A 24,402-nucleotide genomic window follows, 5' to 3' on the forward strand; every position below is an offset into this window, starting at 1 on the left:
AGGTGAACTTTTAATATGACAATGATCATTTATGTAGCGGTGTTTCTGTTACTTATAGCTATTAGTGTTCCGATTGCATTCTCCTTAGGGATATCGACTATGCTGGCTTTTGTTATGACCGGCGACCCACTGGACTTATTCGCTCAGCGATTATGGACAGGGTTAAATAAATTTACTTTGGTAGCTATTCCCTTCTTCATTCTTGCAGGTGAACTTATGGGTGGCTCAGGAATCTTAATCCGTCTATTAGATTTTGCACGATTAATTATCGGAAGAGTTAAGGGTGGTCTCCTATACATAAATATACTTGTTAGTATGTTATTTGGAGGAATTAATGGTTCAGCTGTGGCTGATACAAGTGCAGTGGGGTCCATGTTAATTCCAGCCACTAAAAAAGAATACAAAGATCCAGAAATGGCGGCAGCTGTTACTGCTATCAGTTCAGTAGTAGGCCCAATAATACCTCCGAGTCTACCAATGCTGATTTATACTTTTGCTGCAGCCAATGTTTCAGTTGCTGCATTATTCGCAGCGGGAATTGTTCCGGGTATATTATTAGGGTTAAGTCTAATGATTGTTACGTTTTTTATTGCCAGAAAAAGAAACTATCCCAGTGATAAAAGAAAATACACATTTAGGCAAATAATTCGTATACTAGGCAGGTTTATTATTGCAGCTATCCTTCCTGTTATCATGGTTGCGGGGATAGTTGGAGGGGTTGCTACTCCTACAGAGGCAGGGTGTATTGGAATTCTATATGCTTTGATTATTGGTTTCTTTGTCACCCGTGAACTAACTTTAAAGGAGACCTACAGAGCATTAGCCAGAACAATAATCATTACAGCCATCGTCATGATTATGATTGCCGTCGGGAATGTGGCAACTTGGTGGCTCACAATCCAGGGAATTCCGGCTGATATTAGTATGTTTTTCCAAAACTTCACTAATAGTGCTGCATTATTTTTACTATTTATGTTAGTACTTTATATTTTCATAGGCTTTTTCATAGAGCAGGCAGCAGCTATGATTATGCTTGTTCCAATATTTGCACCTTTAGCTGAAACTTATGGTATCGATCCAGTTCATTTTGGTATCTTTACCGTTCTGGCTTTAGGAATTGGACTTGTAACGCCACCTGTTGGAATTTGCTTGTTTATTTCCAGCAGTATAGCCAAAGTCAAACTGCATAGAGTGTTTGTTGTATCTATTCCGTATTTAGTAGCTATGTTTGTTGTGCTTCTTCTTATAACGTTTGTTCCACAGATTTATTTGTGGTTACCACGGATGTTAGGATTCTAGTGGGAAGGCTTATACTATACGCAGAAAGGTGTTAAACATGAGAGTAGGCAATTTGGAAACGTTTTGTCAGGTGGTCGAGGAAGGAAGCATAAGTAAGGTTGCTAAGATAAATTATATTACACAACCTGCTATCACCAAGCAGATTCGCCAATTGGAAAGTACTTATGGAACAAAATTGTTCGAAAGGGTGAACGGCAACTTACGTGTCACCAAAAACGGAGAAAAATTGTATGAACTAGCTAAAAAAATAGTATTTCAATACGACCAGTCATTCCAAATTATAAATGAACTCAAAGGGGAAGAAAACAAGAATCTTAAAATTGGTTCTTCATTTACGATTGGGGAATATTTCCTCCCAGCAACTTTGGGTGAGTTTAAAAAAATTCATCCAGATATTGAGATTGCATTGGAAGTTAGCAGTACTCCTAATATATTGGAAAGTATTAAAGAAAATAAAGCAGGGATTGCATTAGTTGAGGGTATAGTTAAAGATGAGAGTTTAACTGTTAGTAAGTTTGCCGAAGATGAATTGGTATTAGTGTGTTCTCCTAACCATTCCGTTTTAGGAGAAGTAGATTCGGTCACATTGGATGATTTATCAAGTGAGAAATTTATATGGCGCGAGGAAAATTCAGGGTTAAGACTGCTCGTAGAAGATATATTAGAGAAAAATGATGCGCTGGAAAACATCAACATATATATGGAACTGGGAAGTACTCAGGCAATAAAGGGTGCAGTTGAAGCAGATTTAGGGATAGCCCTACTATCGGAGATCGTAGTGGAGCGGGAACTAAAAAACGGTTCCCTGAGAAAAATTTTTATTGAAAATGTTGATTTTAAAAGAGACCTCTGGTTTGTAAAGCAAAAAGATAGCTTCATAAGTTCCATTGAAAAGGAGTTTAAGGAGTTTTTGACAGATTTAAGGAAGACTTGAGACAAAAAAAGGAGAGATTACTAAATGGAAAAATATATAATGTCAATCGATCAAGGTACCACCAGCTCCCGTGCAATTATATTTAATCATGACGGAGAGATAGTAGCTATTTCTCAAAAGGAGTTTGAACAATTCTTTCCAAAGCCTGGTTGGGTAGAACATGATGCTAATGAAATCTGGACCTCAGTTTTAGCATGTATAGCGGATGTTTTGCGAAAAGCTGATATAGAGCCAAGACAAATCGCAGGAATTGGTATAACAAATCAAAGGGAAACAACAGTCGTTTGGGATAAATATACAGGGAGACCAATACATAATGCAATCGTGTGGCAGTCAAGGCAAACAGAGAATATTTGTAACGAATTAAAGGATGCTGGTTATGGTCAATTATTCAAAGAAAAGACTGGATTGTTAATCGATGCTTATTTTTCAGGGACTAAAGTAAAGTGGATACTGGATAATGTCCGAGAAGCTAGAGAAAAAGCAACAAAAGGAGATCTTTTATTTGGAACTATAGACTCCTGGCTTATATACAAGTTAACAGGCGGAACAGCCCATGTTACTGATTACTCCAATGCTTCCAGAACATTAATGTTCAATATTCATGACCTCCAATGGGATGACGAATTACTGGATATATTAACAGTACCAAAATCGATGTTGCCAGAAGTGAAACAATCTTCAGAAGTATATGGAAAGACTGTTGACTATCACTTTTTTGGTTATGAGATTCCCATTGCCGGTGCTGCAGGAGACCAACAGGCTGCACTTTTTGGGCAAGGTTGTTTTGAAAAAGGTATGGTTAAAAACACATACGGGACAGGCTGCTTTATGCTAATGAACACCGGTGAGAAAACCATCTCATCAGAACACGGTTTACTGACAACTATAGCTTGGGGAGTAGATGGAAAAGTCGATTATGCATTGGAAGGAAGTATTTTTGTAGCAGGGTCAGCCATTCAATGGTTAAGAGATGGACTGAAAATAATTGATAGTTCGTCTGAAAGTGAAATAATTGCCTCAGATGTAGATTCTACGGAAGGAGTATATATGGTTCCGGCTTTTGTAGGACTGGGCACCCCATACTGGGACAGTGATACGCGTGGTGCTGTGTTTGGTTTAACACGGGGGACTACTAAAGAGCATTTTGTACGGGCCACCTTGGAATCCTTAGCATATCAGACTAAGGATGTAGTTGATGTGATGGTTACTGATTCTGGCCTTCCCCTAAAAACATTAAGAGTAGATGGTGGAGCAGTAAGAAATGATTTTCTTATGCAATTCCAAAGTGACCTGTTAGATGTACCTGTTGAACGGCCAGAAGTTCAGGAAACAACAGCTTCAGGAGCTGCATATCTGGCTGGGCTTGCTGTTGGTTATTGGGATAGTAAAGAAGATATTGCTAAACAATTGAAGTTAGAGAAAACATTTACTTCCAATATGACGGAGGTTCAACGTTCAAATTTATATAAGGGATGGAAGAAGGCTGTTAAGGCTGCGAGGGTTTTTTAGAGAAATAATTATCTGATTTTAATATGTTGGGGGAGAAGATAGTAGAAACTGGGAAGTAACTGCGATATGCTAAATAACTCCTAATTCCTGAAGGAACTAGGAGTTATTAGGAAAGAGATTAAGAAAGAACTTATTAAGAAAGTAACTAATGTTGAAGAATTTCTTAAAGAATTTAAGTTAAAATTTGATAAGAACTAATAAAAAATTAATCAGCCCGTTCTATGAAGAATATTTGCCGGGCTGATTAACCAGTAGAAATCGGATTACAAGTAGTAGAACGCTAAGCGGCTATCATTGGAGGCTTTTAGGTATATGTTGAATAGTTGATACGACTTCCCAGATTCTTATAGTAACATATCTTTTATAATTTCATCTATTTCAAAGTTCGTTTCAAAATTATCCTCCATTAGTGTTTGTATGGATGAACCGTCCCCCCAAGATAGATTCCACACTTATATCTACTCTCAAAGATTACGAGGTCGCCGATTTGTTGCTGGTGATTTGATATGGTAAGTCGAAAAAGTTGTTCCTTTAATTTAATAAACGAGTGTTTAGTTTTCTATTATGTCTCAATATCATAAAATCATATGTTTCCGGAGTGAACTATTAATCTCAGTCTTAATAAGTATTCAATTTTATGTTGTTTTACTGGAATTTATGGATAACTAATTCTTGGACACAGTAAGCGACAAATAGAATACACGTTTTAATCACAGAGTTGCCGTGCGATAATCTTCTTAGAAATTAATTCGGGAGGTTATGCAATGACTCTCAAAGACAAAAGAATAGAATGGAAAGCGCGCTATGACGACTGGAAAGGAAGTGGGCAGAGTATTGCTGAATGGTGCCGGGATCAAGAGATCAAAGTCCATCAAATGTATTATTGGGTTCAGCGATTTGAGAAAGATATGATTTCTCTGGAAGCGGGGACAACGGAAACGCAGTGGCTTACTGTTCAAATGGACGACGAACCAATTTACTCCAAAGACCAGGGGCCCATCTTTATTCATGTTGGTGCCATTTCTGTTGAGGTGCGACCGGGAGCCAATGTCCGATTACTGTCAGATGTCATACATATCCTGCAGAATCAAAACTAATGAACTTTCAATTTGATCGGGTGTACCTGGCCCGCGGCAGCACTGATCTTCGTAAATCTATTGATGGGCTTGCAGTCATTGTAAAAGAATGCTTTGACCTCAATCCCTTTTCCCCTAGCCTGTTCGTGTTCTGTAATCGAAAACGTGATAAGCTAAAGATTTTACAGTGGGAGAATAACGGGTTTTGGTTGCATTATCGCCGTTTGGAAAGGGGCACATTTCATTGGCCATCGGAAAAGGAGACGGCACCAATGAATATTAGCTCGCGCCAGCTTCGCTGGTTGCTGGATGGTTTATCCATTGAACAGAAGCAAGCACACCGGGAAGTCAAAGCACGCACCATTCTATAAAAGTTTGAAATATGGAAATACAGGAATTCGACTAGGCAAATCGGATTCCTTTTCGTATACTTATCTTATGGAAAATACAGCGCATAAATCAAAGGAAACAATTGAATATTTTAAAGCGCAAAATGAAAAGCTTGAAATAGAAAAAGAGGCATTGGAAGCCAAATTAAAATGGTACGAAGAACAATTTCGCCTCAGCCAACAACGCAGATTCGGATCTTCTAGTGAGAAGACCGATTCCAACCAGCTCTCGCTTTTCAACGAAACGGAAGACACAGCTGATTCGGCGGTTGAAGAACCGACTGTCGAGACGATTACATACAAACGCAAGAAACAACGTGGTCAGTGCAACCAGAAACTTGAAAACCTGCCTACGGAGACGATTGAATACCGTCTGTCCGACGAGGAACAGGTCTGTTCGTGCTGCAACGGAGCGTTGCACGATATGAGCACGGAAGTGCGCAAAGAATTAAAGGTTATTCCCGCGCAGGTAAAAGTTGTGGAGCATGTGCGCCACATATATAGTTGCCGCCATTGTGAGCGTTATGGAATGGAAACACCTATTGTGACAGCGAAAATGCCGGAGCCTGTATTTCCAGGCAGTTTGGCCTCTCCATCCGCAATGGCTTACACTATGACACAAAAATATGTAGAAGGGATGCCGTTATATCGCCAGGAAAAACATCTGGAGCGCTTCGGTGTCTTTATCCCGCGCCAGACATTGGCCAATTGGATGGTGCATGGTGCCAATTGGCTTGAACTGATTTACAACGAAATGCACACCCGGCTACTGGAGTTGGACATTGCCCACGCAGATGAAACTACATTACAAGTTTTAGCCGAGCCGGAACGGCCTGCAGCCTCAACTTCCTACATGTGGTTATACCGCTCTGGACAGACCGATGTGCCAATCGTCTTGTACGATTATCAACAAACCCGGGCCGGCAAACATCCTCGTCGATTCCTGGAAGGCTTCAAGGGATATCTAAATGTAGACGGTTACCCCGGCTACAACGGCTTATCCAATGTTACCTTGGTTGGGTGCTGGGCGCATGCGCGCCGTAAATTTACAGAGGCACTTAAGGCACTTCCTGAATCCGCAGCCACTACAACTGTGAAAGCGGAGGAAGGCTTGGCTTTCTGTAATCAGCTTTTTGATATTGAACGTAAATTAAAGGACAAAAGTCCACAAGAACGCTATGAACAACGTTTAGAGCGCAGTCAGCCCGTTCTGGATGCTTTTTTGGCATGGCTTCAAGAACAGACCCCACGCGTATTACCTAAAAGTGCCCTTGGCAAAGCAATCAAATATTGTCGTAAACAATGGGAGCATTTAGAGGCGTTTTTGGAAGACGGCCGTTTGGAAATCGATAACAATCGGGCGGAACGATCCATCAAGCCATTCGTGATTGGAAGCAAAGCCTGGCTTTTCAGTAATACCGCAAAAGGAGCAAGATCCAGTGCGATTATTTATAGTATTGTGGAGACAGCCAAGGAAAATGGATTAAATCCATTTAACTATCTCAGCTATTTATTTGAAGAGCTTCCCAATATGGATACGACGGATAAAGAGCAATTGGCTCAATATCTGCCATGGTCGGCAACACTCCCACGGGAATGTCACGTTCCTAATAAATCTAAATAAAGCATACACGAAATCCCCATCTCAAAAACTAGGTGGGGATTATTTGACGCTTACCTTGGACACATGCCCATTACTGTTGAACTTGTGTTATGGAAAAGCGGAAATACATTTGGTATAATATGGTCATTATGTTAATTGGAGGAATTAGATTGATGTTATCAGTAATAATTTTATTAATAATTCTTTATATTGCCAGTCTGCATTTATCCTTATATGTCAAGTATAGACACGATAAAAAAAAGAAAGATTATAAGCTTCGAAAATTTATCTATTTTCCTCTATTCATTATTCTAGTTACCGGTGGTATGATCATTTCATTCGGTTTATTGGCATTTAAACCATTTTCAACAGATTTTAGTTTTGATTTTAGCTATGTAGCCTTCTTAGGTAGTACTTTTTTAACTCTGGGCTTAACTATGGTTATTTATACAGAATCTCAACTAAAAGAATCAAAGAATGATACTGAAGTCTTTGCCAGTCAATTACTTTCTGATGAGAGAATTTTAAGTATATTTTGCACCTCCATTATGAATAAATTTGAAGCTAATCGCAAATTTAATAAATTATTTGCGAAACAACTAACGAAAAGTATAGATAAAGAGCAATTGATTATCGCTATTTCAAAGGAATTAGCAAGTGATGATGATTTTATAGAAGAAATTACATCGACCATTTCTATTTCTGGTTCAAATATCGAAAAAGAAATAGCTAAATCAGTATCCGAAAAGTTAAGAATTGACTATAAGTAACCACAGTAGATGAATGCTCTTTAACTGTTGAATTTAGAATATTTACTAATTATACCGAAGCAGCACAATTTAAAGAAAACGTTTAAAGTGAGTTTAGGCTTGTGAGATATTCTACTTAAAGATTAAAAGGCGATGGAAGGTTTTAATCTTATTATGCGGATTAACTCGCTCGACATATAGTAAACCATCGTAATAGCCAATCAAATTCCCGCAACAAGTCCTTTCCAAGAATGTTGCTGATATTGGCATATGCCGATACTCTTCAACTATTCAATTACCCATTTTCTGCTATAGCAGAAAATTCCTCCTGTCATTACTACTATCGTTTCTCAGAACAAAAAAGTGGCAAAAAAATATTTTCTATTTTTCATGCCACCTTTTTCACCTGAACTTCGATTGTAGTAGTGAAAGGAGGTGATTGACATGGCAGTAGTAACGATGACTAGTTCACGCCTGCAGCTGATTTTGGATGGTGGTATTGATGAAGTATCTGGTATGTATAAGTTATCAAAGAATCAAGATGGTCTTTTGTTAACAGTGTAAATGAGGATTTGCCGGATAAAGTTGCCAGCAAAGTAAAGGCCGTAAAATAAATACCTATGCCTTTGTAGCTGCTTTTGCATATTTAATCGTTGCATTATTATCTCCAGCTTTAGTATCTTTAGAATGGGTGTACTCAAGCATAAGTTTCATTTTTATACATGTTGTTAAGTGCGCTTAGATTTGGTTTCCTCATTTATTTAATATTAAAAAGGGACATAGATAATTATCTCAAGAAATCTGAAGAAGAGTAAGCTGAACGTAAAAAGTTACAAAGAATTCTTTTTGAGTTGGAAAAATTTCTGGAACATCAAGCATCAAATGAATCGAAACAAGAAGCAGAAGAAATGAGTGAGTTTTTACAAAGAAGGAAAGATAGTCAAAGCAAAAAACAGCAAGGGCTTCAGTATTCACTATTAATTTTTTCCAAAATATGTCAAAGATAATTTTGATAAAAGAAGCTATTTGAATGAGATAATAAGTAGCAATTGTGGATGGGTCCTTAGTCACTTCCTGAATTTGTTGAAAAGTTAGATTTTTTGTATAATTTTGAAACCAAATTCCTTGCGATTCGTACTACTTAGCAAGGAGGTGAAATAAATGTCATATAGAATTACTCATGTTCGTTTATCCGATAATAATGCTACTTCTACAGAAGCAATAACTCATGTTAAATTATCGGATGGAACTGTTGAAACTAAAGCACAAGTAGTTAAGTATATTGACCAAGGAATGGAGTATTACTATACAAAAACAACTGGATCAAAGGCAGTTGTGGAAACAGTTCATCCAGTTGGTAGAAATCCCTATATTCGAACAAAAGCAAATAGTTCAACTAAAGATAACTTACTTAGTTTGCCAAGGTTTTAATAAAGTATGCGTCATACAATTCCTTTACTTAAAAATGTTTGTATGACGCTATTATTTTTGGGAGTAAATTAAATAGCTTCTCTTTCGAATGGATGTTTGAAATAACTCTAGCGCCTATCACCTAAAACTCGTATCTTTTTTGGTTTCCTCTCTATAAGAACCCAGAACCTCTCATTCATACCCACCAATTATTCTAGTTTATCAATTGAGTAATACATCCTTACCTCCTCACTGAAGGAAGTCCCACTTATAATTAGCTATACTTCAGTAAACAAGAATTCACCGAAATTTATATCCCGCAATTTCTTTTTCACTTGCTTTCCCCAACTTTTCACAGCATTAATTGTCGTTTCTTCCTGAATGGCAATTTCCTTGTACGGCATGTCCAGAATAATATAACAATAGACCCATTTCCATTGATTGTCTGTCAAATGGAATTTTAAATTTTTCCAAAGCTCGGGATTACTCTGTGGGAAGTGGGAATCGCTTAACAATTGATAGTTTACTCCAATTCGGCAGTAGTGATTGCCGTTGGAGAGTTCTGTTATTTGCTCTTGGAAGGCATACTTATCACTTTCTTTTTGACGGTTTTGTTGTCGCATTAAGTCAATGAGGCGATTGCGGATCATGTAGTTGAAGTAAGTTGACATTGGTCCCTTGTCCGGCTGATAGGTTTCATAAGCATTCCACATTGCGCACAACCCTTCTTGATAAAACTCGTTGTATGGATCATGAATATTTAATTTTTGCAAATGGTAATGAATCCGCCTTTCATTCTGCTCAAAGATTTCCTCAAATGTAATTTTGTCATTCATATTACTGGCTCCTTTATAATGAAGTAGGTGGGGAGGTGGGAAGTTTCTGTTCAACTGTACCGTAGAGGGGTTGTTATATCTAGTTGCTCAGTAATCTGATATTCTATTTTTTTATGTATTTTGGAAATAGAAGTCCTTCCTATTACTATAATCGTTTTTGGGGAGGAAAAGGTGTCATTTTTTTGAAAAAACTTTAAAATTCTTATAATATTGTAAATATCCACTTTATTTCGGATTGTGATTTTCAAATTAAATCAGACCTGGTAATTGCATAAATTTCGTTGCACGGCTTTACATGGAGAAGTGGTCATGCTAGCCTCGTTGGCGAGCCAAGCCCCTAGCTGCTTGGTCTCTTGGCTGGGGATGCATGCCCACAGAGGCTCCATGTCAAGCCACTTTAGTATAAATATACATAAAATACAGGGAATTATTCATTTAAACTTTGTGAAAAAACTGCCTTAATTTGAACAAAAACCACTGATTTTGGCTGGAATAATGTGTATCTTTACAATAATATGTTGAATATAATTATTAATAGAGGCTGTTGGTTTGATCAGTGGAAATGGGTGAAATACTTCTTTATCAGCGAAATGTCTGTAAATTAAAGGATATTGCCGAGTTGCAAAGTGTTTTTGTTGATGCAGTGAAGAGTTGCGGGAGGCTTGTTGGGAGTGTATTTACAATGTGATAGAAGAGATACCATGGTATGTTGCAAACTGAAGAACTAAATAATGTATATATGAAATCCCCATCTAAAACAGGTGGGGATTATTTAATGCCTAAACAGGAAATACTCTAAAAATTTTAATCATTTTGCCTTCTATCTATAATCTAAATCATTGCCAAAATTTGCCGATATTAATAAGTATACTAAGGAGGGCTATCATGTTAGACATAAAATCATTAAATAAGCAATATATTGCCGGAAAGTGGAGAGAAGGTCAAAGCAAAAATTTACTTGTTGATAAAAACCCATACAATGGCAAGGTCATTACTGAATTTAAAATGGCCAGTGTATCGGATGTGGACCTTGCTTATAAATCTGCTCTTGAAGCAAAGGAGGAATGGGGTAAAGTTAATCCCTACAAACAACGTGACATTCTTGAAAATGCTGTCAAATACATAGAAGATAACGAAGAGGAAATTGTCAATATAATTATTGATGAACTTGGTGGAACACGGCTAAAAGCAGCATTTGAAATTGGGCTTGTTAAAGATATGATTAAAGAATCAGCAACATTTCCATTAAAAATGGAAGGAAAAATTTTACCTTCTGTTGAAAATGGGAAAGAAAACCGTCTATATCGGATGCCGGCTGGTGTGGTAGGTGTTATTAGCCCGTTTAATTTTCCGTTTTTCCTATCAATGAAATCTGTTGCACCGGCAATTGGGGCTGGAAATGGGGTTGTATTAAAACCACATGAAGAAACACCAATCATGGGCGGAACACTAATTGCCAAAATCTTTGAGGAAGCTGGGATTCCAAAAGGATTACTTAATGTTGTTGCAACCGATATTAAAGAGATTGGAGATTCATTTGTAGAACATCCTATTCCAAGAATTATTTCCTTCACAGGTTCAACAAAGGTTGGAAGTCATATTGGTCAATTAGCTGTAAAGAATTTTAAAAAACCTCTTTTGGAGTTAGGCGGGAACAGTGCTTTTATTATTCTGGAAGATGCAGATTTAGATTATGCTGTAAATGCAGCTGCATTCAGCCGCTTTACTCATCAGGGTCAAATTTGTATGTCGGCTAATCGAATCTTAGTTCAAAAATCAATCTATGATGACTTCGTTACGAGATATAAAGAAAAAGTATCTTCACTTAAAACCGGTGACCCAAGAGATCCTGAAACCATTATTGGACCAGTAGTGAATGACAGATCGGCAGAAAACCTTAAAGCAATCATTGATAAAGGGATTGAACAGGGAGCTAACCCAGTTCTTAAAGGCGATATATCAGGAAACATGGTTGAACCAACAATACTTACCGATGTTAGTGCAGACATGGATCTTGCACAAGAAGAATTGTTTGGGCCAGTTGTTGGTATTATGCCGTTTGAAACGGAAGAGGAAGCAATTGATATTGCCAACGACACACGCTTTGGATTAAGCGGGGCAGTTCATACATCTAATGTAGAGCGAGGCGTTGAATTCGCTAAAAAAGTAGAAACCGGGATGATTCATGTTAACGACATTACAATAAATGACGAACCTATTGTCGCTTTTGGTGGAGAAAAACAATCCGGTCTTGGACGTTTGAATGGTGAATGGAGTTTGGACGAATTTACTACAATGAAATGGATTTCTGTCAATTATCAACAACGTCAATTACCTTACTAGAAGGAGAGAATATAAGAGATGACTGAAGTATATGTACAAGCTGAAACAGAATCTGAAATCTTGAATGCCTTTATAAAGGTCGCCCCATTTTTAAATAAGCTGGTCCATGATGATATTACAATAGGTATTTATGACACAGAAAAACTGATCATCAATATTCCAGGTGAGACATTTTCACTGAATGTCAAAGCCGGTGATCCACTTGCAGAAGGAGATATTATAACCAATGCCATAAGAGAAGATGGTCCGAGAACAGAAATTGTTCCAAAAGAATTATTCGGTTTTCCGCTTATTGCCCGTGCTATTCCATTACATGATAATAATGGAAAGGTTATCGGTGGTGTTGGCCTTGGAACAAGCCTTGAAAAGTCAAATAAATTACATGAAGTGGCTGAAGGTCTTTCTGCTGTAGTGGAACAATCTGCTGCATCTATTCAGGAAATTACAGGCTCCGTATCTCAACTTGCTGATCATGTTACAAACGTGTCTACGCAAATGAAAGAGGTAAGCACCAGCGCAGATCAAATTGGCGAAATTTCAACGGTTGTAAAAGGTATTTCCGACCAAAGTAATTTACTGGGATTAAATGCATCAATAGAAGCAGCAAGAGCCGGTGAATTTGGTAAAGGTTTTAATGTCGTAGCTGAAGAGATCAGAAAGCTGGCAAATAATTCAAAAGATAATGTAACCCAAATTGATGAAGCAACAAAAAGCATTCAAAAACTGGTTGCGGAATTAGAAGACGCATTTTCCGGAATTCATGAAATGACAGATACGCAGGCAGCTGCAATCCAACAAATTTCAGCAACCATTCAAGAAATCAGTACAAATGCACAGGATTTAGCGAAAATGGCTGAAAATACATTAGAAGCAAAATAATTAACATACCCTGAAAATCTTGTGTCATAAGGTTTTCAGGGATTTAATAATTTTTTCGGTTTACAAATTGTTCATCACTTGTATTTTCTTTTGAAGTAAGTTGATTTTATGACAATCATTAATGTGAATTTTATCACATCATCCACCAATAAATAGGGGAATTTTTCAGTGTTAAATTTAAAAAATAAAAAGTGAATAAACCTGCATAATGAATGAAAAAGGCAAACTATTTCGAAAGAATGGGACGCAAAGCAAAGGGTCTAATGTTTTTACAGGTATAAATGCCTAAAACTATGATCGCCTGGTTACCAAAGCATCATCTCGTTTTTATTGTCACTGTTTTGGCTATTTCAATTCTATTGGATAGCCATTTTTTGTAGACAGAGATGAAAGGGGGAGTGATTGGAGGAGTCATGGGGCCGGAAGTTACATATTAACTTCAAAGATATAGTTAATACATTTACATAGAATGAGGTTTTTATAATGAATTCAAATTTGGATTTGTCCGTAAGAAATATATCATTGGATCATGTTATTCAACCAATTATGAACTTAACAAATAATAGTGTTTATGGATACGAGGCTTTACTTAGTTCAAGGGAATTTCGTAATCCGGAGTTGTTGTTTAAATATGCTAGAGAACGGCATCAGTTAATTGATGTGGACATAAGGTCTATATCTAAATTCTTTCAGACATTTAAAGCGTTCAATCCACCCGTTAAGGATATGAAAATATTCATCAATGTGTTTCCATCTACAATTATAGATTCATCATTTACTGCTCTTTTACAAAGATTGGAATTATCCGTAGATATAAATCCAGGGAATATCGTATTTGAATTAAATGAAGCTGAAAAGGAAACGAATTTATCAAAAATAAAAAACGCAATAGAAGAGATTAAAAAGGAAGGTTTCTTGACTGCCCTGGACGATATTGGAAAGGGAGAATCTTCACTAAAGTCGTTATCGGAAATTGAACCGGATATTGTAAAAGTTGATAAGTATTTTACTGAAAATTTAGCAGTGTCTTCAAAAAAGCAAAAAACTCTTCAATTATTCCTCAATCTTTTTGGAGGTGATACAAAGGTAGTAGTGGAAGGTTTTGAGTCAAGTGAAGATCTGGAAACTGCAAGAGGTTTGGGGGTATCTTTCGGACAAGGATTTTTCTTGGGAAAACCTAAGCCAATAAAGAATTATATTCCAGGTACTTATCCGGATGATTTTAGTTGATTATGGAGGTTCGATGATGGATAAAGGGTCGATAATAGGAATAATATTTGGAATTATTGCGATTGGAGCAGGTATGGCTTTAAAAGGTGTAAGTCCTTTGGCCATAATCAATCCTGCAGCATTATTAATCATCTTTTTGGGAACGGCAGCTTCCGTCTGTATAGCGTTCCCAATGAGTACACTTAAAAAAGTACCAGTACTGCTAAAAATTATATTTACCGAGGCTAAAAACGAAAATGCAACCGAAATGGTTAATGGATTCGCTGAATGGGCAGAAGTAACCCGAAAACAGGGGATACTGTGGCTGGAAGGACAAATAGATAAGACGGATAATTCGTTTTTAGCTTCCGGATTACAACTGGTAGTTGATGGCCAATCTTCTGAGTTTATTCGGGAAGTGTTGTTGGAAAAAATAGATGCAATGGAAGAAAGGCATCAAAAGGGGGCCTCCATATTTTCCCAAGCAGGTACATATGCACCGACTTTAGGTGTTCTGGGAGCTGTGATCGGGTTAATTGCTGCCCTCAGTAATTTAAATGATATTGAGGTTTTGGGTAAGGCGATATCAGCCGCTTTTGTTGCTACATTGTTGGGGATCTTTTCCGGCTATGTTTTGTGGCACCCCTTTGCGAATAAGCTGAAAGAGAAGTCCGAAAATGAAGTTCGATTGAAACAGATTACCATAGAGGGGATATTGTCTTTGGCGAACGGTGAATCATCACCGGTGATCAGGGATAAATTAAGCTCGTATTTATCTTCTGATGAGTTAGCGAGAATGGGTGAGGGGGATGAAAATGCGGAGAAAAAACCAGCGTAAGAAACCCCATATTAATGAGTCATGGCTGCTTCCATATTCGGACATGCTGACGCTGATAGCTGCATTATTTATTGTTTTATTCGCGATGAGTGAAATCGACGCGCAAAAATATCAACAGCTTATACAGGTGTTTCATAGTGAATTCAGTGGTGGATCGGGGGTGTTGGAGGAAAATAGCGGCTCGATCGAACCAACTCCCGGAAAAATAATGGACGATACCGCAAACGAAGAAGATAAAGGAACGGAAGATCAAGGTGTTAAAGAATTATTGAAATTACAGGCCATACAGAAAGAAATAAATAATTATATTAGGAAAAACAATTTATCTGACGTGTTACAGACACAACTATCTGGTGAAGGATTAATGATTAGCATATCAAATGATGTATCCTTTGATTCCGGCAGTGACGAAGTAAATAAATATGGCAGGAAGATTGCAAAAGAGATTTCTGCGTTTCTTTACACAGACCCGCCTCATCGAATTGTGGTCAGTGGTCACACAGACAATATTCCAATACATAATAGTGAATTTTCATCTAACTGGGAATTAAGTTCTATGCGGGCGATTAACTTCATGGGTTTATTACTTGACAATGAAAAATTGGATCCTGGGCGATTCAGTGCAAAAGGGTATGGAGAACATCACCCGGTAGTCCCGAATACAAGCGATGGGAACAGGGCTATGAACAGAAGGGTTGAAGTACTTATTTTACCAAACTATGAGATTCCTATAACTGGGGATGATTAAGTGTGGATTTATTTTACTATGAATGAATATTTTGGTTGAATTTTATTTATGCGAGAAATGTAATTCTTATGAACTAGTATTAAACAACTATAAAATGGAAAAAGGCAAACTTTTCGAAGTATTAGGACGCAAAGCTGAGGGTCTACATGCAGAAAGCTGTACATGATTGCCTGGCTGCCAAAGTTTTAGATTATAGTATTAATTTATAATCTTTGGCTATTCAAATGTGCTTGAATAGTCTTTTTCTGTGTTAAGGGAGTGTGGATGTTGAGCATATCAACAAAAGAAAGAAGTAAAATGGCTACCATTTTATTAAATGGAACTTTTTCATCCTTAGAAACAGTGGTGCCACTCAAACAAACAAGGATGAAACCCCAGCTTTTGGAAAAGGATTTCCGTACCAAATATGGTGTTCTAATTGGAATTACCGGTGATGTTCAAGGGAAATTGGTTATATCCGGAAATCCTCACGTTTTCAGTAAGATTGGTGAAGTCATGTATGGAATGCCGCTTGAAGGTGAAATGCTTATTTCCTTTAGTGGTGAACTGGGGAACATGGTTGCTGGTGGTCTATCAATGAACATTGTTGAAAATGGAATCAACATTAATATTACTTCTCCAACTATGATGCAAGGTGATACAACACTATATGGTTTTAAACAAGGACTTAACGTGATGACTTCACTTGATAGTGTTGGAGATTTGGATATTTACTTATTACTTGATTAATAGACATTGGAAGGAGGCTTCAAATGGATACAAAGGACTATATTGAGGTATTCCTTGATGAGAGCAACGAACACTTGCAGGCAATTAATGATAATCTTTTAAAATTAGAAAAACAGCCAGCGGATCTTGACATCGTTAATGAGATATTTCGTTCAGCTCATACGTTAAAAGGAATGGCTGGAACAATGGAGTTTGAAGATATTGCTTCATTAACACATAAAATGGAAAATGTATTAGACAAAATTCGAAATCAGGAATTAGAAGTAAATGAAAAAGTTGTGGATATTATTTTTGAGGCACTAGAGGATTTGGAAGAAATGGTTAGTGCCATAAGTTCGGGTGAAGATGGAAAAAAAGATGTCAGCGAACTAGTTACCCGTTTGGAACAATTGGAAAACGGAACTACTGAATCAGTACAAAAGGAAAGTATAGTAAAGGAAACATCTGAATTGAATATGAATCTGGACCAATATCAGATGACAGTATTATCCCAGGCCGAGGAACAAGGATATAACACGTTTCAAGTTACTGTCATTTTATCCGAGGATTGTTTGTTGAAAGCAGCACGTGTATACATGGTATTTGAAGTTCTGGAAAAACTGGGGGAAGTCATTAAATCGGTACCTGTGGTGGATGAACTGGAAGCAGAGAACTTTGAACAGGAATTTACTGTTATTCTCCTGTCAAATTCAACTACTGACGAAATTGAAACACATATACATAAAGTTTCAGAAGTTCAAAAAGTAGAGGCACTCAATTTCTCAGTAGAGGATATTGATAAACCTGAAGATAAATCAGTGAATAACAATAGCCGGGAAGAACGGGATGTATCTCAGGAAAATCCAAAGCAAACGGGCAAGGGTGCTTCGTCAAAAACAATCCGTGTAAGCAGTGAGCGCATCGATTATCTGATGAATCTATTTGAAGAATTAGTTTTAGACCGTGGCAGACTTGAAGACCTTGCTAATCAGATTAATAATGTGGAACTGGATGAAGCAGTTGAACATATTTCCAGAGTGTCAAAGGATATGCAGGATTTAATTCTAACGATGCGGATGGTCCCTGTTGACCAAGTATTTAACCGATTCCCGCGCATGGTTAGAGGACTTGCAAAAGATTTAAACAAAAGAATAAATCTTGAAATTGCCGGAGCGGATACAGAGCTTGATCGAACGGTGATTGATGAAATTGGCGATCCATTGGTACACCTGATTCGAAATTCTGTTGATCATGGAATTGAATCACCGGAGGAACGTAAGAAAGCTGGTAAACCAGAAGAAGGTAAATTGATACTGCGAGCATTTCATAGTGGTAATCATGTCTTTATTGAAATAGAAGACGATGGGGCTGGAATTAACCGGGATAAGGTGGTTCATAAGGCAATCGAAAATGGTCTGATTACAAATGAACATGCTGAAAACTTAAAAGATGAAGATGTTTATCAGTTAATTCTTTCCTCGGGATTCAGTACTGCAGAACAGGTGTCTGACATCTCGGGGCGCGGTGTTGGATTGGATGCAGTCCGTATGAAGATTCAATCACTTGGCGGAAATATTTCCATCAGTTCGGAACCTGGTAAGGGCAGTACGTTTTCCATTGAATTACCGTTAACACTATCAATCTTATCGAGCTTGCTTGTTGAAGTTCAGGACGAAACATATGGAATACCACTATCTTCTGTAATTGAAACAGTATTATTGGAAGAGAAGGAAATCATGTACTCGCACCGGCAAAAAGTAATGGATTTCAGGGGTAAAGTGATTCCGCTTCTTTCATTGCAGGAAGTATTTAATGTCCCCGATAATAACCATTTGAAAGAAGAGCAATATGAGTCCGTTGTGATTATTAACAAAGGTGATAGGATGACAGGACTAATTGTTGATTCATTTATCGGGAAAAAAGAAGTCGTTCTGAAGTCACTTGGAAATTATCTGAAGAATGTTTATGCCATTTCCGGGGCAACAATCTTAGGAAATGGTGAGGTATCACTGATTATTGATCCCAATGCATTAATTAAGTAATGGAGGAGGTCAAAAAATGGAAGAGTCGATAAAAGTCATTGTTTTTCGTATGAATGATCAACGTTACGGTGTGGATGTTCAAGAAGTTATTTCAATAGAAAAATTGCACCATGTAACAGAGGTGCCGCAAACTTCTGAATTTATTAAAGGAGTTATTAATCTTCGTGGTGAGATAGCACCTGTCATTGATTTAAAGGAACGGCTTGCACTTGGTCAAACTGCATATGCAGATCAATCCAGGTACTTAATTGTAAGTATAAATGATATTAAAGTGAGCCTGATGGTCGATGAAGCAACGGACGTGATGGATATTAATAAAGATGCGGTAGAACCTGCCCCAGAGGTGATAAGTGGAGTTAATAAGCCCTTTCTAAGGGGAGTTGCCAAACTGGAAGATGAGCTCTTAGTCCTTTTGGATGTAGAACATATTTTAAATTTTGATGAACTGAATGAAGTGAAAGAAGTAGTTGAGGAGGAGGTCCAGGATAATGGCGAAAATACTGGTAACAGATGATGCAGCTTTTATGCGAATGCAGTTAAAAGATAATATTACCAAATTGGGCCATGAAGTAGTGGGTGAAGCTGCAAATGGAAAAGAAGCCATCGAACAATTTCAGGAGTTGAATCCGGATCTTACAACAATGGATATTACGATGCCTGAAATGGATGGGGTGGAGGCAGTTAAAGAAATTAAAAAGCTGAACCCGAACGCTAAAATTGTAATGTGCTCCGCAATGGGACAACAAGGTATGGTTGTTGATGCAATTCAGGCCGGAGCAAGTGATTTTATTGTTAAACCTTTTAATGCCGAACGTATTAAGGAAGCTCTGGAGAAGGTTTTGTAATATATAGGAGGAAATATAATGGTGTCAAAAAATAAAAAAGAGCGTATGAAAAAAGGCTCGTTACTTACCCGAAGCATACAGTATAAGATATTAATTCCATTTATAATCCTGATTATTCTAACCGGCGGGGTTGTTGCTTTTGTCAGCTATAATTCCAGTGTGGACACGACAACGGAAACATTGTCCGATAATGTAGAAAGCCAAATGGATAGCATGAATGATTCATTTGAATTATTTTATACCTCTATCGAAAATACGTTAAATCGACTAACTTCAAATGAACTGTTGCGGAAATATGACGATAGCAAAAGTGATGCATTATATCAATACTTTGAAGAAATAGTCGATTACAATGATTCGATAAAAAATGTTTATACTGGTATTGCTGAAACAGGTGAAGTAATCATTTATCCTAATGCTGATTTGGGTGAAGACTTCAATCCAAAAGAACGCACATGGTATAAGAAAGCTGTAGAAGCAAATGGGGAGGCAATATGGACAGAACCTTATGTTGATCAAGCGTCCGGTGAAACAGTAGTCAGTGCGGCAAAGGCCTATTTTAGTCATAACACGATAACAGGTGTAGTGAGTGTTGATATATCTATCAAATCGTTACTTGAAATGATTAATCAGCTTGAAATTGGCGATTCCGGTTATGCTGTGTTAATAGATCAATCAGGCAGTTACCTGGCCCATCCGGATGAAGAATATATTGGACAAGATATATCCGATAAGAATTATTATCAAGAAATTGTCAATTCAGGGGAAACAGGTACTATCAATTATCAATTTGAAGGCCATGACAAACTCATGTTTTTTGTCAAAAATCCAACTACAGGCTGGGTGATAGGTGGTACAGTTGACCAGGCTGAATTTGATAAAAAAGCACAAGCAATTCTTGTTCCAATAGCTATTGCATTAGGAGTTGTTCTGATTATAGCAATAGTAGTTTCGCTTTTCATAACCCGAATAATAACTAACCCGCTTAAAATAGTTATGGAACGGATGAAATTAATTACCAGTGGGGATTTAAGTCAGGAACCACTCAAAACTAAATCAAATGATGAAATAGGTCAACTTGTCAAAGCGACAAATGATATGAATTCCGGCATGCGCGACCTGCTTCATCAAATAAATGAAGTCTCGGAGACAGTAAGCAGCCAAAGCGAAGAGTTAACACAATCAGCAAATGAAGTAAAAGCCGGATCAGAACAAATTGCAGTTACGATGCAAGAATTGGCATTCGGTTCGGAGACACAGGCAAATACCTCAAGTGAATTGTCATCTGTGATGAGCACATTTGCTCAAAGGGTGGAGCAGGCAAATGAAAATGGGGAGCGTATCGAGCATTCTTCTGATGTCGTTTTGGGAATGACTGATGAAGGCAGCCAATTAATGGATACTTCCATCGAACAAATGGCGAAGATTAATCAAATTGTTAAGGATGCAGTTCAAAAAGTACAAGGGTTAGATACACAGTCACAAGAAATTTCCAAGTTGGTATCCGTAATCAATGATATTGCGGAACAAACAAATTTGTTAGCATTAAATGCAGCAATTGAGGCAGCCCGAGCAGGTGAGCACGGTAAAGGGTTTGCTGTAGTTGCAGATGAAGTAAGAAAACTTGCAGAACAAGTATCCGAGTCAGTTACCGACATTACAGGCATTGTTTCAAACATCCAAAATGAGACAAGTGTGGTTACCGAATCACTGCAAGATGGATACACAGAGGTAGAAAATGGAACCATTCAAATAAAATCAACCGGTGAAAAATTCGATGGAATAAACAATGCTGTTGCAGAAGTAGTAACAAGTATTAAGACAGTATCCGAAAATCTATCCGACATCGCAGCAAGCAGTCAACAAATGAACAGCTCTATTCAGGAAATTGCAGCAGTCTCCGAAGAATCTGCAGCTGGTATAGAACAAACTTCCGCTTCATCACAGCAGACAACCAGTTCAATGGAAGAAGTTGCTGCCAGCTCAGATGATCTTGCAAAATTGGCTGAAACGTTAAACCGACTGGTTCGCCAGTTTAAACTATAGTATATGAATAAATATGAAAGTCCGTTTGAGCTTTTAGAGCAGACGGGCTTTTATATTTTGAAGTAAGTATATGTCATTAAATTATTTTTATCTAAACAAGGGCAAAAGAAAAATCGTAATCTGGATTTCTCATATTGAAAATGATTGTCTAATAGAATTATTTAAAAAAAGATTAGTGGCTATTTCTTTAATGGAATGGAATCTAATGCATTAACATTTACTATCGAAAGTATGCTATAGAAACTTTGAAAATGGACTCGTTCGATGTGATCATAAAATGCATTGATTTCTTTTATGTAATTCATAGTTATCACCCTTTTCCTTTTGTGTGTGATCACCGAACAAATCACCCTCCAACCCAGGAGGGCGTTTTCTGATTCTAACTTATATATACAGCTTTGCTAAAACTTCCCCTTCATCCTTCAATTTCCCTCGTCCCCAGCTTTTCACCGCATCAGTGGAAACAGCTTCCTGCAGCAATTTCCTGCAATGGCATTCCTACGATAATGTAAAATTGCACCCATTTCCACTAATTTTCAGTTAGTTTCGACTTCATGCTTTGCCAAAATGCATTATCCACCAGTTCAACGCCTGAAGGTTCAACCAATGGATGCTTCCACTGCCCGCAGCGGTTGCCATTATCTACTTGACATATTTCTTCATGGGTAATCTTGTCTTGGTTTAGGTCTTCTCTTGTTTTCCTCCGGATAATGTCGATCAGTCGATTGCAAGTGGACCTTTGTCTGGTTCGTAATTTCTTGTACGCGAGCCACACCGCATACAATCCCTCTACGTTATTTCCTTAAAAAGTTTTTTAACTATATAGAAAAATTGTATTTTATTAATTTTTTTGAATTAAAGCGTTTACAATTATCATAACATATTGTATACTTACAGACGTACATAGACGTATATAATTGTGCATTGAGGTGTATATAATGAATGAACTTATTTCGTTACAAGGTATTAACAAATCGTTTGGCCCTGTGCAAGTATTATATGATGTGGATTTTACAGTGTATGAAGGGGGGGTTCACGCTTTACTAGGGTCAAATGGTGCTGGTAAGTCAACTTTAATGAAGATTGTATCTGGAAATTACACTTTAAATTCAGGAAAAGTTTTCCTTAAAGGAAATCCTATAACAATTAGTAATCCGGGGGAAGCCAAAAAGTTTGGAATTAGTATAATTCATCAGGAATTTAATTTGATACCGGATTTAACTGTATATGAAAATGTATTTCTAGGTAAAGAAATTAAAAAAGGAATTGGAGGTGTTATTAACTCTAAAAAGGAAGCGTTATCAAAAACAAAGCAATTAATTGAGAAATATGAACTTAATTTAGATCCTTATAAGAGTGTTAGAGAATTAAGTGTAGGTGAGCAACAGTTGGTAGAAATTCTGAAAGCAATTTCTGAAGAGTCTAGCGTTTTGATAATGGATGAACCAACCGCTGCTCTATCAATTAAGGAAACAAAACGTTTATTTGAAGTTATTAAATCGTTGAAATCACAGGGTATTGGTATTATTTATATTTCACACAGGTTGGATGAGATCCAAGAAATATGTGATTATGTCAACATTATGAGAAATGGTAGAAATGTTGCTGAGGGAAAGATTGGCGATTTTACTAATGAAAAAATCATTGAATATATGGTTGGAAGTAAAATGAATAACATGTTTCCTGATAAATATCACCAAGATGGAGAGGAAATACTACGTATTGATAACTTATCTAATGATTTTATAAGTAATATTTCGTTTACAGTTCATAAGGGAGAAATTATAGGAATATTCGGGCTAGTAGGATCGGGTCATACTAATATTTTGGATACATTATTTGGTCTCAAAAGGCCGAATTCGGGTAACATATTTTTTCAAGGTGAAACTGTTAATATTTCATCTCCCAATGACGCTAAGAAATTAGGTATAGCATATGTTACGGAGAATAGAAAAGAAGAAGGATTAGTTTTAGATTTAGGAATTGATGAAAATATACTTATTCCTTCTATAAATGAATACTCCAAGTTCTATGTAAAGGAAAATAAAAAGATTAAGGGATTAGCACAATCATTTGCAGATAAGTTAAATATTAAATTTAATAGATTGTCACAACCAGTGAAAAACTTAAGTGGAGGGAATCAACAAAAAGTTGTATTGGGAAAATGGTTGGCGACGAAACCCAATCTATTTTTGTTAAGCGAACCTACTAGAGGGATAGATGTCGGTGCAAGGTCAGAGATTTACAGTCTATTAAATAATTTAACTGAAAAAGAAAATAAGGCTGTAGTCGTTGCTTCCAGTGATTCCGATGAAATTATTGGATTAAGTGACAGAGTTTTTGTTTTCTTTCAAGGAAAAATAGTAGCTGATCTTAGTAGTGAAAAATTAACAAGCGAGGTTTTAATGGAGTATGCATCAGGAGCAAAAAATACTCGAGAGGAGGTGGAAATATATGACTAGTCTTACTAAAGAAAATGTTTTAAGTTTAAGTGCTATACAAAGATTTGGAATGTTAATCATATTAATTCTCATAATTATAACGTTTTCATTCCTGTCGCCGCATTTTTTCACTTATTCAAACATGATGAGTATGTTAAGACAGATTGCTGTAATAGGGATTATTGCTGCTGGTCAAACACTTGTAATTATTAAAGGCGGTATTGATTTATCTGTCGGTAGTATTGTAGCCTTTGCGGGTGTTGTGTCAGCATTGGTTGTTTCAAGTACAGAAAATGCTATTCTGGGAATCTTAGCTGGACTACTGGCGGGCGCAATTGTCGGTGTGATTAATGGTGTATTTATTTCAAAATTGAAATTATCACCTTTAATTGTGACTCTCGCAGCTATGACGTTATATGCTGGATTGGCATTAGTAATTTCCAATGTAAGCGACAAATAAACCCCACCTAGTTTTTAGATGGGGGTTTCTAGTAT

The 24,402-nt window shown here is 37.1% G+C and carries 23 protein-coding genes and 2 riboswitches; of the genes, 20 read left to right on the forward strand and 3 right to left on the reverse strand.

Annotated elements, in window-relative coordinates; all coding sequences use genetic code 11:
• The first annotated feature begins 15 nt into the window (after positions 1 to 15).
• From G6R02_RS02480 to G6R02_RS02515, 8 genes are all read left to right on the forward strand, one after another.
• The gene (locus tag G6R02_RS02480) at positions 16 to 1,299 is read left to right on the forward strand and encodes a TRAP transporter large permease (protein ID WP_164667686.1); all 1,284 of its coding nucleotides are present in this window, start codon (positions 16 to 18) and stop codon (positions 1,297 to 1,299) included.
• A 37-nt stretch (positions 1,300 to 1,336) separates the two neighbouring features.
• Complete coding sequence (locus tag G6R02_RS02485) at positions 1,337 to 2,233, forward strand: LysR family transcriptional regulator (protein WP_164667687.1); 897 nt, start codon at positions 1,337 to 1,339, stop codon at positions 2,231 to 2,233.
• Between the two features lie 24 nt (positions 2,234 to 2,257).
• The gene (gene glpK, locus G6R02_RS02490; protein WP_164667688.1) at positions 2,258 to 3,745 is read left to right on the forward strand and encodes a glycerol kinase GlpK; all 1,488 of its coding nucleotides are present in this window, start codon (positions 2,258 to 2,260) and stop codon (positions 3,743 to 3,745) included.
• Between the two features lie 764 nt (positions 3,746 to 4,509).
• Positions 4,510 to 4,842: an IS66 family insertion sequence element accessory protein TnpA gene (tnpA, locus tag G6R02_RS02495; protein ID WP_164667689.1), complete on the forward strand. Its 333-nt coding sequence runs from the start codon at positions 4,510 to 4,512 to the stop codon at positions 4,840 to 4,842.
• Positions 4,842 to 5,192 (forward strand): IS66 family insertion sequence element accessory protein TnpB, encoded by a 351-nt coding sequence (gene tnpB / locus G6R02_RS02500; protein WP_164667690.1) that lies wholly within the window; start codon positions 4,842 to 4,844, stop codon positions 5,190 to 5,192. The genes tnpA and tnpB overlap by 1 nt, the downstream gene beginning before the upstream one ends.
• Before the next feature lie 67 nt (positions 5,193 to 5,259).
• Positions 5,260 to 6,834 (forward strand): IS66 family transposase, encoded by a 1,575-nt coding sequence (gene tnpC, locus G6R02_RS02505; protein ID WP_164670296.1) that lies wholly within the window; start codon positions 5,260 to 5,262, stop codon positions 6,832 to 6,834.
• A gap of 149 nt (positions 6,835 to 6,983) precedes the next feature.
• Positions 6,984 to 7,583, forward strand: a complete 600-nt coding sequence (locus G6R02_RS02510) for a hypothetical protein (protein ID WP_164667691.1) — start codon at positions 6,984 to 6,986, stop codon at positions 7,581 to 7,583.
• Between the two features lie 1,140 nt (positions 7,584 to 8,723).
• The gene (locus tag G6R02_RS02515; RefSeq protein WP_164667692.1) at positions 8,724 to 8,993 is read left to right on the forward strand and encodes a DUF3892 domain-containing protein; all 270 of its coding nucleotides are present in this window, start codon (positions 8,724 to 8,726) and stop codon (positions 8,991 to 8,993) included.
• A 257-nt stretch (positions 8,994 to 9,250) separates the two neighbouring features.
• Here G6R02_RS02515 and G6R02_RS02520 read toward each other — a convergent pair whose 3' ends face one another.
• The gene (locus G6R02_RS02520; protein WP_164667693.1) at positions 9,251 to 9,808 is read right to left on the reverse strand and encodes a sigma-70 family RNA polymerase sigma factor; all 558 of its coding nucleotides are present in this window, start codon (positions 9,806 to 9,808) and stop codon (positions 9,251 to 9,253) included.
• 885 nt (positions 9,809 to 10,693) lie between these two features.
• On the opposite strand from G6R02_RS02520, the gene yfmT reads away from it, so the two are divergent.
• From yfmT to G6R02_RS02570, 10 genes are all read left to right on the forward strand, one after another.
• Positions 10,694 to 12,151: a benzaldehyde dehydrogenase gene (gene yfmT / locus G6R02_RS02525; protein WP_164667694.1), complete on the forward strand. Its 1,458-nt coding sequence runs from the start codon at positions 10,694 to 10,696 to the stop codon at positions 12,149 to 12,151.
• 18 nt (positions 12,152 to 12,169) lie between these two features.
• Positions 12,170 to 13,030, forward strand: coding sequence for a methyl-accepting chemotaxis protein (locus tag G6R02_RS02530; RefSeq protein WP_164667695.1), 861 nt, complete (start codon positions 12,170 to 12,172; stop codon positions 13,028 to 13,030).
• Between the two features lie 210 nt (positions 13,031 to 13,240).
• A riboswitch (cyclic di-GMP riboswitch) is annotated at positions 13,241 to 13,343 on the forward strand.
• Positions 13,344 to 13,513: 170 nt separating this feature from the next.
• Entirely contained in the window at positions 13,514 to 14,260 is a 747-nt protein-coding gene (locus G6R02_RS02535) for an EAL domain-containing protein (RefSeq protein ID WP_164667696.1), read from the forward strand.
• Between the two features lie 16 nt (positions 14,261 to 14,276).
• The gene (gene motA / locus G6R02_RS02540; RefSeq protein ID WP_164667697.1) at positions 14,277 to 15,077 is read left to right on the forward strand and encodes a flagellar motor stator protein MotA; all 801 of its coding nucleotides are present in this window, start codon (positions 14,277 to 14,279) and stop codon (positions 15,075 to 15,077) included.
• On the forward strand, positions 15,049 to 15,825 hold the full coding sequence (gene motB / locus G6R02_RS02545; RefSeq protein WP_164667698.1) for a flagellar motor protein MotB: 777 nt from the start codon (positions 15,049 to 15,051) through the stop codon (positions 15,823 to 15,825). Before motA ends, motB begins: the two co-directional genes overlap by 29 nt.
• Before the next feature lie 93 nt (positions 15,826 to 15,918).
• Positions 15,919 to 16,007, forward strand: a riboswitch (cyclic di-GMP riboswitch).
• An 82-nt stretch (positions 16,008 to 16,089) separates the two neighbouring features.
• Entirely contained in the window at positions 16,090 to 16,554 is a 465-nt protein-coding gene (locus G6R02_RS02550; RefSeq protein ID WP_246202500.1) for a chemotaxis protein CheX, read from the forward strand.
• Between the two features lie 23 nt (positions 16,555 to 16,577).
• Complete coding sequence (locus tag G6R02_RS02555; protein WP_164667700.1) at positions 16,578 to 18,575, forward strand: chemotaxis protein CheA; 1,998 nt, start codon at positions 16,578 to 16,580, stop codon at positions 18,573 to 18,575.
• 16 nt (positions 18,576 to 18,591) lie between these two features.
• Entirely contained in the window at positions 18,592 to 19,089 is a 498-nt protein-coding gene (locus G6R02_RS02560; RefSeq protein WP_164667701.1) for a chemotaxis protein CheW, read from the forward strand.
• On the forward strand, positions 19,064 to 19,420 hold the full coding sequence (locus G6R02_RS02565; protein ID WP_281347086.1) for a response regulator: 357 nt from the start codon (positions 19,064 to 19,066) through the stop codon (positions 19,418 to 19,420). Before G6R02_RS02560 ends, G6R02_RS02565 begins: the two co-directional genes overlap by 26 nt.
• A gap of 18 nt (positions 19,421 to 19,438) precedes the next feature.
• A complete protein-coding gene (locus G6R02_RS02570; protein WP_164667702.1) occupies positions 19,439 to 21,466 on the forward strand; it encodes a methyl-accepting chemotaxis protein in 2,028 nt (675 codons plus the stop codon).
• A gap of 179 nt (positions 21,467 to 21,645) precedes the next feature.
• On the opposite strand, the gene G6R02_RS20220 is transcribed toward G6R02_RS02570, so the two are convergent.
• Positions 21,646 to 21,771: a hypothetical protein gene (locus tag G6R02_RS20220; protein ID WP_281347087.1), complete on the reverse strand. Its 126-nt coding sequence runs from the start codon at positions 21,769 to 21,771 to the stop codon at positions 21,646 to 21,648.
• Positions 21,772 to 21,995: 224 nt separating this feature from the next.
• Entirely contained in the window at positions 21,996 to 22,241 is a 246-nt protein-coding gene (locus tag G6R02_RS02575) for a hypothetical protein (protein WP_164667703.1), read from the reverse strand.
• A gap of 163 nt (positions 22,242 to 22,404) precedes the next feature.
• Here G6R02_RS02575 and G6R02_RS02580 point away from each other — a divergent pair, with 163 nt between their 5' ends.
• On the forward strand, positions 22,405 to 23,928 hold the full coding sequence (locus G6R02_RS02580; protein WP_164667704.1) for a sugar ABC transporter ATP-binding protein: 1,524 nt from the start codon (positions 22,405 to 22,407) through the stop codon (positions 23,926 to 23,928).
• Positions 23,921 to 24,367: an ABC transporter permease gene (locus tag G6R02_RS02585; RefSeq protein WP_164667705.1), complete on the forward strand. Its 447-nt coding sequence runs from the start codon at positions 23,921 to 23,923 to the stop codon at positions 24,365 to 24,367. The genes G6R02_RS02580 and G6R02_RS02585 overlap by 8 nt, the downstream gene beginning before the upstream one ends.
• The last annotated feature ends 35 nt before the right edge of the window (positions 24,368 to 24,402 follow it).

Origin of the sequence: Virgibacillus doumboii (genome assembly GCF_902806455.1) — a bacterium.
Classification (GTDB): Bacteria; Bacillota; Bacilli; order Bacillales; family Amphibacillaceae; genus Lentibacillus; species Lentibacillus doumboii.